Here is an 8,706-nt window from a genome sequence, read left to right as displayed (position 1 = left end):
GTAGGTATCGCCCAGATGTTATACAAGAGGAGAGTCTTTTTGACTCTCCTTTTTGTTTGAGAACCAGTTCCAAGTTGTGAGTTGCATGTTGCAAGAATAACGAACGAGGTTCGGGGTTGGTTGGAAAGAGCGGAACAAGACGCAGGGCGCCGAAAAGCATGGCGGACGCAATGCCGACAATGGATCGTGCCGGGACGCAAGGCTGGCGAAGATCACGCCAGGTCGCAATGCCCGCTTCGCGGGGAAGCGATTCGAAAGCATCACAGCTCGTCATTCTGACAAAGCTCTTGCTCAGAATCTCGATCCTTGTCGCAGCAAATCTCTCGCCTTCTCGTGAGCGCAGCGAAGGTCTCGACCATGCTCGTTCTTGACTGATCTTATCGATGAACGGGTTCTCGGTCTTGGACGGTCAACGGTGAACCGTATTTCAACGATCATCGGGTCTTTCCCTACGAAGCGGAACTAGCAGAGCAAAGTGCGACTTGCTACTGAAGGTTATATCCTCTTACTGGTTGCAGGTGCTATAATCACGATTGGGAGGGATGTCCATGCCTGATAGGTCGCTGGATTGGTTACGTCAAGCAGAAAGAGATCTTGAACATGCTCGAGAGTCTGCTGCTAATGGCAAGCACGAGTGGGCATGCTTTGCGGCACAGCAAGCGGCTGAAAAGGCAATAAAGGCTCTCCATCTTTTTTTTGGTCAGGAAGCGTGGGGGCACATGGTAAGCAAGCTGATTCAGGAACTTCCTGAAGGAATTGAGCTACCCGATGAGTTATTGGATAAGGCGAAAATCCTAGACAATTCTTACATACCTGCGAGATATCCATATGGTCATCCCGAAGGCTCGCCTTTTGAGTATTTCGGAAGGAAGCAAAGCGAGGAGGCTATTGAATACGCCGGTGAGATCGTTGAATTCGTCAATAATGAAATGGCCAAGTAAAGTGACCGTGGTTGATTCACTTATTAAGTGGTCAGACGAGTTGAAGAGGAATTCCAACGTTCTCAGCATCGGTTACTTTGGTTCCTACGCTCGGGGCGATAATGGAGTGGGAAGCGACCTTGATGGGATTGTTATAGTGAAAGACTCCAAAGCTCCTTTCGGAAAACGGGGAACGGAATGGGATTTGTCGATTTTACCGGTTCCGGTCGATCTTCTAATCTACACTTTGGCCGAGTGGAATAAATTAAACAAAGAACCGTCTCACTTCATTAAAAGATTGAGAGAAGAAGTTAAGTGGATCTTCAAAACAGATGACTCATTGAACCTATAGAAAGGATCATTGTTTCAATCAATCTCACCGGTGTTCTCGGTGGAAGCTAGAAACCCCTGTTTGTTGACAATGCGTCATGCTGAACTTGTTTCAGCATCTTGATCTTAAGAACCGTCCTTCGTTGCCCGTCCCGAATCATGGACCCGTCCTTGAACTTGGGAAGAGCCTGAGGTCAGAGGCAAGAGGTCGGAAGAGCGAAGAGATCTTGATCTTCTTACCTCTAGCCTCATTCCTCTTACCTCTGATCCGCCTCATCCCTTCGCCCTGACCAAGAGCACGTCAGGATGACAAACCGAGTTGGTTCATTCACCTACGGTGGCCAGTCTGCTGGCGCAGGCCAGTCAGGCTTCGCCTGGCCAGTCTCGCCTTCGGCGAGGCCAGTTCCGCTTCGCGGGCAAAAGAGCCGTTTTGTTCACGTGAAGATCGGGATTCTGAGCAGGATCATCTCAGAATGACGGAATCCTAGACGAAGAACCAAGAACCTGGACGCGTAGCGTCGGAACGAAGAACCGCTTTTCTCAGAGGGCGACTCTAGTTTCGGCATAACGACATTTGACGTTCCTTTACTTTAGGGCTTGCAACTTGGAATAAGCAACTTGCAACTGCTCTTTCGAAGGACGGGTTCATGATCTGGGACGAAGGACGAGGACTGCTCTTTACAGCGATCAGCGGGTCCTAGCTCTTAAGCGTACAGCGGTTCTTATGCTTGCAACTTGGAATAAGCAACTTGCAACTGCTCTTTCGAGCGAGGGACGGTGGACCGTTGACGATCAACGTGGTTTTCATCAGCGTTCAGCATCTTCTCTCAAGCGTTGAGAGAGGCTTCTCGGTGAAGCTCTCGAAAGTCCTTTCCCCGTGTATTCGTTCCAACTTATGCTTGCAGCATCTTAATATCCTGCGACTGCTTTTCTCATTTGATTTCGTCGGTCACATCGATATAATTCTGTTCGTGACTCATTTTCAGAAAACGAATATTGCCGCTGGAAAAATCGATTCTATCAAGCTCTACCTTTCTGATATTCAGATCACCGTATGTCCTGTAGTAGTAGACTCTGTTGGTCAAGTCCCTTACTGCCGACCAATAAGCAATGTCTCTTGTAACTACCCATCCCAGCTCTTCATTGACTACGAGACCTTCAGGAATATCCAGAGCGTTCAAGATGTGCCAGGCCAAAGTTACCGCCTCTTTTGCATGGGCTGGCTTCACTTCTCCGTGAGAGTAGAAGGCGGCCCTCACAAATCGGCTTGGAGATGTGTTGTCCCCAGGAAGCCCAAGCAATCCAGTTCCATTTCCTGTCGCCTTAATTTCAAAATCGCCTAACTTAGAACTCTTGATGTTTACCGGAGTCAAGTTTACGTAGTTCGAGAGATTCTGAAGATGCCAGTCGAATGTGGGATTGTTTGTAATTACTCCAAGAGGGTTTTCATGAATGTTCAGTTCACCTTCAACGTACTCTATTACAATACAGCCTCCCTTTGCATCATAGACAATGTGGTGAAGTGGCATAACAGTAGACTCCGTGGCCATAATGGCAAGGCCGTACACACGGATATTTTCGAGCGCTGTTTTCACTTCATCTACCGTTGCGAAGTTGCCAAGAATCCAACCTACCAGATCAAACTGAGAGAGAGTTTCTCTGTAAAACTCTCTTTGTAGCTCCTGGTAACCTGCGCAACCGGAGAAGTAGAATGCGCCGCATGCCAAACCAACTTCGTTTATTCCATCTGCAACTAAATCCATGCCCAAGGCGTTGGCCCCAACGTATCCGTACTTCACATTCCAGCTCAGGCCCTCCCAGCCGGTTGTAAACGCAGTCATAAAAGTACCTCTAGGTACAACCATGATTTTGCTTTCGAGATCAAATTCAAACTCGAGAGTCCTTGCAGCAATAATTGAACCATCCCTCGAAACCACTCTGAACCCTGTGCAACCGATCGAAGCACCAGTAAGCGAGACTAATAAAAGAACGCACATTAGAAATCTCTTCATCGCAAACATCCCCCCTGTCTTCAGCTCCCTGATCTCTCGTTTCTCTGAAGACTGCAATATTATACATTGTGATCACTTCTTGACTTCTACATTCTAGAATCACTGGAAAAAGCAGGAGATTCAGAGCACCCCCTTGACAACTAACTGTATTAGTTGATATAGTACAGTTAGGATAGTCAGTGAGGAGTGAATTCAATGTTAGAAGAAGCGATCAGAGTTAAGAACCTTAAGAAGAGCTACGGGAATTTCGAGGCTGTAAAAGGGATAGACCTCTCGCTTGTGCCCGGAAAGGTCAACGCTCTTTTGGGTCCTAACGGCGCGGGAAAGACCACAACTCTAAAATCAATTCTTGGTCTTGTTCATTATTCCGGAGAGATAACGATACTTGGAGAGAAAATCGATGTCGCCCGGGAGAGAATCTCATTTGTTCCGGAAGACAAAAGCTTCTATGACAACCTGACTCCGGAAAAGGCAGTTAAGATGTGTTCGATGCTCATGCGCAATTTTTCGGCAGATAAAGCTGCTAAACAAATGAAGGACTTTGATCTCCCTATGAATAAGAAGATATCTGCTTTCTCTCACGGCATGAAGACATCCACTTATCTGGCAATTGCAATGTCTCAGGACGCTGACATCTTCATCTTTGACGAACCCACGTGGGGTCTTGATCCACTCCGGAGAGACGAAGTTCTTGAGATGATAAAGAATCTATCCCTTAATGGAAAGACAGTACTTTACACCTCTCACATCATTCCCGAGGTAGAGAAGATCGCCGATGTCTTTTCGATAATGTACAAAGGCGAAATTCTCTACTCAGGAGAAATGAAGGGATTGGACGATAGGTTTGCTCTTTACTCTCTGCCTTTGAAAACGGAAATAGATAAGAATGACTTCATCGCCGTCGTCAAAGAAGCAGATGCGCTGAAAGTTCTCACCGACAACCCTAAAGAGATTGCGAAGCTGAAGGAGATAGCTGGATCTAGAAGAGAAGAGGTTAGTCTTGAATCCTTCTTCGGGACAATTGTAAGGGGGAATAAGCATGTTCTATAAGGAAATCCACGAAATGAAATTGAGAGTAGTAATCATGTTCGTCGTCTTGTTAATCTCATTGGTTACAACTATTGCTCTCAGACCTTATGCAGCGCAGATGATGGAAGAAATGACCGCTCAACTTGAAGATATGCCGGATTTTCTTAAGAATCTTATGGGAGACGTTTCAGGTCTTTCGAGACTTAATGAAGACAACTACTATCTGTTGAGTCAGTGGCACGGAAAGAACTACGGGCAGTTTCTCCCCTTCGTCGTTCTGCTGATTGCCTTCCCCATATTCGCAAAGGAATTCGACAAGAAGACGATCTACTTCCTGCTTTCAAGAAAGAACAGAAACGAAGTGTTCTGGACAAAGTATCTTGCGGGGCTCGGAGCCGTACTGACAATAACGGCGGTCTTGTCTTTGCTCGGTCCAGTAGCAATGAATTTCGCCGGTTACAGCACGGTGTTTGCCGATACGCTGAAAGTGCTGCTCCAGCAGCTGGTCGGAGTCACATTCTTCTACTCTCTTTTTACGATGATTTCTATAATGAGTAGAGATCAGGTTAAACCAGTCGTCGCCGGAGTAGTAATAGTCCTAGGATTGCCCATACTTGGAATGATTGATACGCTCTCCTGGCTGAATCTATATCCTTTTATACTGGGATCGAGTATAGCACAGAAGGGGACTATTGACTGGATCTATCTGGTCTCATTGCTTGCAGCGACAGTTGTACTGACCGTAACTGATTACAAGGTCTTTGAAAAGAAGGAAGTGTGAAAACAGACCACTTTCGGAAGGCTAAATGATGGCGAGAATGTCGCTAATGCGGGCCTGGCCGTGGTCGGTGGTAGCAGGTAGGGGGTCGGGAAGAGCGGAATAAGACGCAAGGCGCCGAAGAGCATCGGCGGACGCAAGGCTGGCGAAGATCACGCCAGGTCGCAATGCCCTCTTCGCGGGGAAGCAATTCCGAAAATCCCACTGAGGCCGATTCTTTGAAGTGCTCAGCTTGCAGCGTTCCCTAACAAGCGGATCTCTGGCCGTCAACGATTGGCCTTTCTCAGTCAGATGGAGAAACCGTATCGAGAGAACGAAAAGACGCTTTGCACTTGAGATTAAGCTTCGCTTCGAGAAAGGCGGCATTCGAGACTGCCCTGAGTAGCGAGAAAAGCAGATCTGAATGTTGTCACTGCAGGATGACAGACAAAAGAAGCGAACAATGCGGTTGGGCCGAGAGCTCGTCATTACCCATAAGTTAGGGAGGTAAACGGCACTCATATACTGGCACTTGCGGAAACACTGTGGTTCGCTCCTGATGATCCTGATCTTAAGTCCTCCCTTGAGGGAGGAGGGCCACGAAGTGGCGGAGGGTGTCTGTTTCAAAGAAGAGCATCGAGAGTACGAGATGAGGAGAGAGTACGAGAAACAGGAGAGAGGGAGTTCTCGTCCTCTCGTGAGCGAAGCGAACGTCTCGAAAATGCCCTTTCTCTAGCTTCACGCTCCACCGATCTTAAGAGCGGTAGGGTCAAGAGATGGCGCGGTGAAAGTGAGTACAGACCTTGTGAGGCCAGGCTGTTTACTCCCCTTTTGGGAGAGTGTCCCCCTCAAGCGGGTCATCTCATCCACACTCCCCACCGCAAGCGGTCCCCCCCGCTCGAGCGGGGATTTAAGATCAAGAACAGAAGAGCGGTTCATCGTTGACACTCCGTGTCCAGGGTCTTCATTAGACGCCGCGAGATGATTAGATCCAGAGAATATGATGTGGGTAATGATGATCCGCTCAAGCGGAGTGTCTATGCCTAAATGATTTGGGACGAAGGACCAAGGACTGATTTTCGATCATACGGAATTGAGAGCGGAAGAGGTCGTAAATTTACACTCGAGAGGTAGCAAAAAAAGTAGAGGCAAGAAGCTTTCTAAGTTCAGCGTTTCCTGGTATTATATTGATCTCGATCTTCATACCTCTACCCTCGCACCTCTGCCCTCTAGCTTGATATTGATCTCATCCTAGGACGGTTCTTTCCAGCATCCATCGAATCTTCTGCCCGTTATTTGGAGCTGGAGGCCCGAATTCTTAAGATGAACACAGATCTTGATTCTTGAAGGTAATCGTAACACTGCTAATTGTTAAGGAGGAAGGAAAATGATCAAAAGGATTCTAGTAAGTGCGGTTCTAATTGCATCCGTTCTATCTTTCGCGTCGATTGATATCGCGAAGCAGTACTTAGACAGTTTCTTCAACGGGAAGTTTCCCGAAGCTTATGAGCTGCAGAATGTCGAGATGAAGAAGGCGCAGCCGCTTTCAGCAATGAGAAATCTCAGAGGGCAACTGCAGATGCAGGTTGGAGATTTCGTCCAGATCCTAAATATCAGCGAAGTACCTCAGGGCGATCTTGTGTCCTACATATTCGCCTCTGAATTCAAGGCGGGAGTATTCGATGTGATAATTACTCTGGATGCCGAGAAAAAGGTCGCGGGATTCTTCATAAGACCATCTTCTTACGTAGAGCTTGAAACGGAGAGCATAATGATTGAAACAGGAAATGAAGTAGTTGACACCTATCTCAAGGGATTCTTCTCCGGAGAATTCGAGAATATCTTCGAGCTTCAGAATGAACAGGTGAAGGCAAGTCTCACTCCTGAAGCGCTAAGCGGCGCATACGCAAATATTGTTGGCGTGGCCGGGGAATTCCAAGAAGTTCTGAATCTGGACTCATCAACGAATGACGGTATGATCTCCTTTGTTTTAGCATGCAGGTTTGCAAATGGAATCTTCGACATCACTGTCACTCTCGACAGCGACGAGAAGGTGGCAGGCTTCTATTTCCGTCAGTCAGCATATTCCGAAAGGGAGTTGCCTGAATATGCCGACCCATCAGCCTACACGGAACAAGACATCACTGTAGGCAAGGAACCATATTATCTTCCGGCAAAACTGATGGTTCCTAACGGTCTGGAATCGTATCCGTTAGTAATCATCTTGCAGGGATCGGGAACACACGATATCGATGGTACTCTGGGCCCGAACAAGCCTTACAGAGACATCGCTGCGGGACTCGCATCCAGGGGAATTGCGACACTGAGATATCCAAAGAAATACCTTGTATACCCGGACAAAGCGGACGAAATCGGAGCAACTGCCGAAGCGGAATACGTAGACGACGCTCTGGTCGTCATCGAACAGATGAAGTCAATTCCCCTATTCAGCGGGATCTACCTCGCCGGACACTCCATGGGCGGAATGGTTGCTCCATGGATTGCTGAAGAGGCTGGAGTCGATGGCGTGATAGTTCTTGCCGGTTCTCCCGTTAAACTCGCTCAGATAAGTCTGGATCAGAATCTCGATCTGGCTGGAGACCAAATGACGGAAGAACAGAAAGCTCAGACAATCGAGTTCTTCACTCAGTTATTGAATGGAGAAATCCCGGAAGAAACGGAGATTGCCCCCGGACTTACGGCAGGCTATTACTACAGCCTTGACAGATATTTTTGTATGCCGGTACTGGAGGAAACGGAGCTCCCTGTATTGATTGCAAATGCCGAGCTTGATTTTCAGAGTCCCAAACACTACTTCGACATCTTCGCTGAGGAGCTTGGAGAAAGTCCAAATGTCACACTTGAATTGCTTGAAGGACTCAATCATATCTTCATAGAAACGGACGGAACGATCAAGAGTATCGAAGAATACAACAGGCCGGGTTATGTCTCCGCTGAATTGATAGACCTGATTGTCGAATGGATTAAGGAGCTGGAGTGACTTTTAGAAACGTGTTCAGGGGTAGCAGGTAGGGGGTCGGGAAGAGCGGAATAAGACGCAACGCGCCGAAGAGAATCGGCGGACGCAAGGCTGGCGAATATCACGCCAGGTCGCAATGCTGGCGAAGATCGCACCAGGAAGCAGTGCCCGCTTCGCGGGGAAAGAGCCAATTTTGCTTAGGAGAAAACTCTGTACGTTGTGAAGAGCAGTTCCAAGATGCAAGTTGTGAGTTGTAAGAAGAAGAAGAAACGGAGAAGAAAGCAAAATGAAGCAATCTCATCAGAACCAGCTCATCTCGTCATCTGAAGCGCTCCTGTTAAGGATCTGGGCTTATGAGAAACCGTTGTCGGGAGTTGCAGGTAGCGGGTTGGAAAGAGCGGAACAAGACGCAGGGCGCCGAAAAGCATGGCGGACGCAATGCCCGCTTCGCGGGGAAGCGATTCGAAAAGCATCACAGCTCGTCATTCTGACAAAGCTCTTGGTCAGAATCTCGATCCTTGTCGCTGCAAATCTCTCGCCTTCGCGTGAGCGCAGCGAAGGTTCCGACCATGCTCATTCTTGACTTATCTTATCGGTGAACGGGTTCATGATCTTGAACGGTCAACGGTCAACCGTATTTCACTGCGATCAGCGGGTCCTTGTTCTTAAGCGTACAGC

7 protein-coding genes are annotated in these 8,706 nt (G+C 47.9%); 6 read left to right on the top strand and 1 reads right to left on the bottom strand.

Going from position 1 to position 8,706, the window contains the following annotated elements; genetic code table 11:
• Positions 1–548: 548 nt before the first annotated feature.
• Positions 549–941: a HEPN domain-containing protein gene (locus RJ60_RS00660; RefSeq protein WP_103133790.1), complete on the top strand. Its 393-nt coding sequence runs from the start codon at positions 549–551 to the stop codon at positions 939–941.
• The gene (locus RJ60_RS00655; protein ID WP_258006139.1) at positions 901–1,272 is read left to right on the top strand and encodes a nucleotidyltransferase family protein; all 372 of its coding nucleotides are present in this window, start codon (positions 901–903) and stop codon (positions 1,270–1,272) included. Before RJ60_RS00660 ends, RJ60_RS00655 begins: the two co-directional genes overlap by 41 nt.
• A 910-nt stretch (positions 1,273–2,182) precedes the next feature.
• Here RJ60_RS00655 and RJ60_RS00645 read toward each other — a convergent pair.
• Complete coding sequence (locus RJ60_RS00645; RefSeq protein WP_258006138.1) at positions 2,183–3,262, bottom strand: choloylglycine hydrolase family protein; 1,080 nt, start codon at positions 3,260–3,262, stop codon at positions 2,183–2,185.
• 195 nt (positions 3,263–3,457) lie between these two features.
• Between RJ60_RS00645 and RJ60_RS00640 the strand changes: the two genes are divergently transcribed.
• From RJ60_RS00640 to RJ60_RS00625, 4 genes are all read left to right on the top strand, one after another.
• Positions 3,458–4,312, top strand: coding sequence for an ABC transporter ATP-binding protein (locus tag RJ60_RS00640; protein ID WP_099830896.1), 855 nt, complete (start codon positions 3,458–3,460; stop codon positions 4,310–4,312).
• Positions 4,302–5,072 carry an ABC transporter permease subunit gene (locus RJ60_RS00635; RefSeq protein ID WP_099830895.1) on the top strand — a complete coding sequence of 257 codons (771 nt, stop codon included), beginning with the start codon at positions 4,302–4,304 and terminating at the stop codon, positions 5,070–5,072. Before RJ60_RS00640 ends, RJ60_RS00635 begins: the two co-directional genes overlap by 11 nt.
• A 580-nt stretch (positions 5,073–5,652) precedes the next feature.
• Positions 5,653–5,784 carry a hypothetical protein gene (locus tag RJ60_RS15935; RefSeq protein ID WP_258001922.1) on the top strand — a complete coding sequence of 44 codons (132 nt, stop codon included), beginning with the start codon at positions 5,653–5,655 and terminating at the stop codon, positions 5,782–5,784.
• A 651-nt stretch (positions 5,785–6,435) separates the two neighbouring features.
• Entirely contained in the window at positions 6,436–8,049 is a 1,614-nt protein-coding gene (locus tag RJ60_RS00625; protein WP_102819317.1) for a DUF3887 domain-containing protein, read from the top strand.
• The last annotated feature ends 657 nt before the right edge of the window (positions 8,050–8,706 follow it).

The organism is Mesotoga sp. B105.6.4, from assembly GCF_002896535.1.
In the GTDB taxonomy this organism is placed as follows: domain Bacteria; phylum Thermotogota; class Thermotogae; order Petrotogales; family Kosmotogaceae; genus Mesotoga.
Note: the sequence above shows the minus strand (reverse complement) of the source record. Positions and strands in the feature narration are given on the sequence as shown.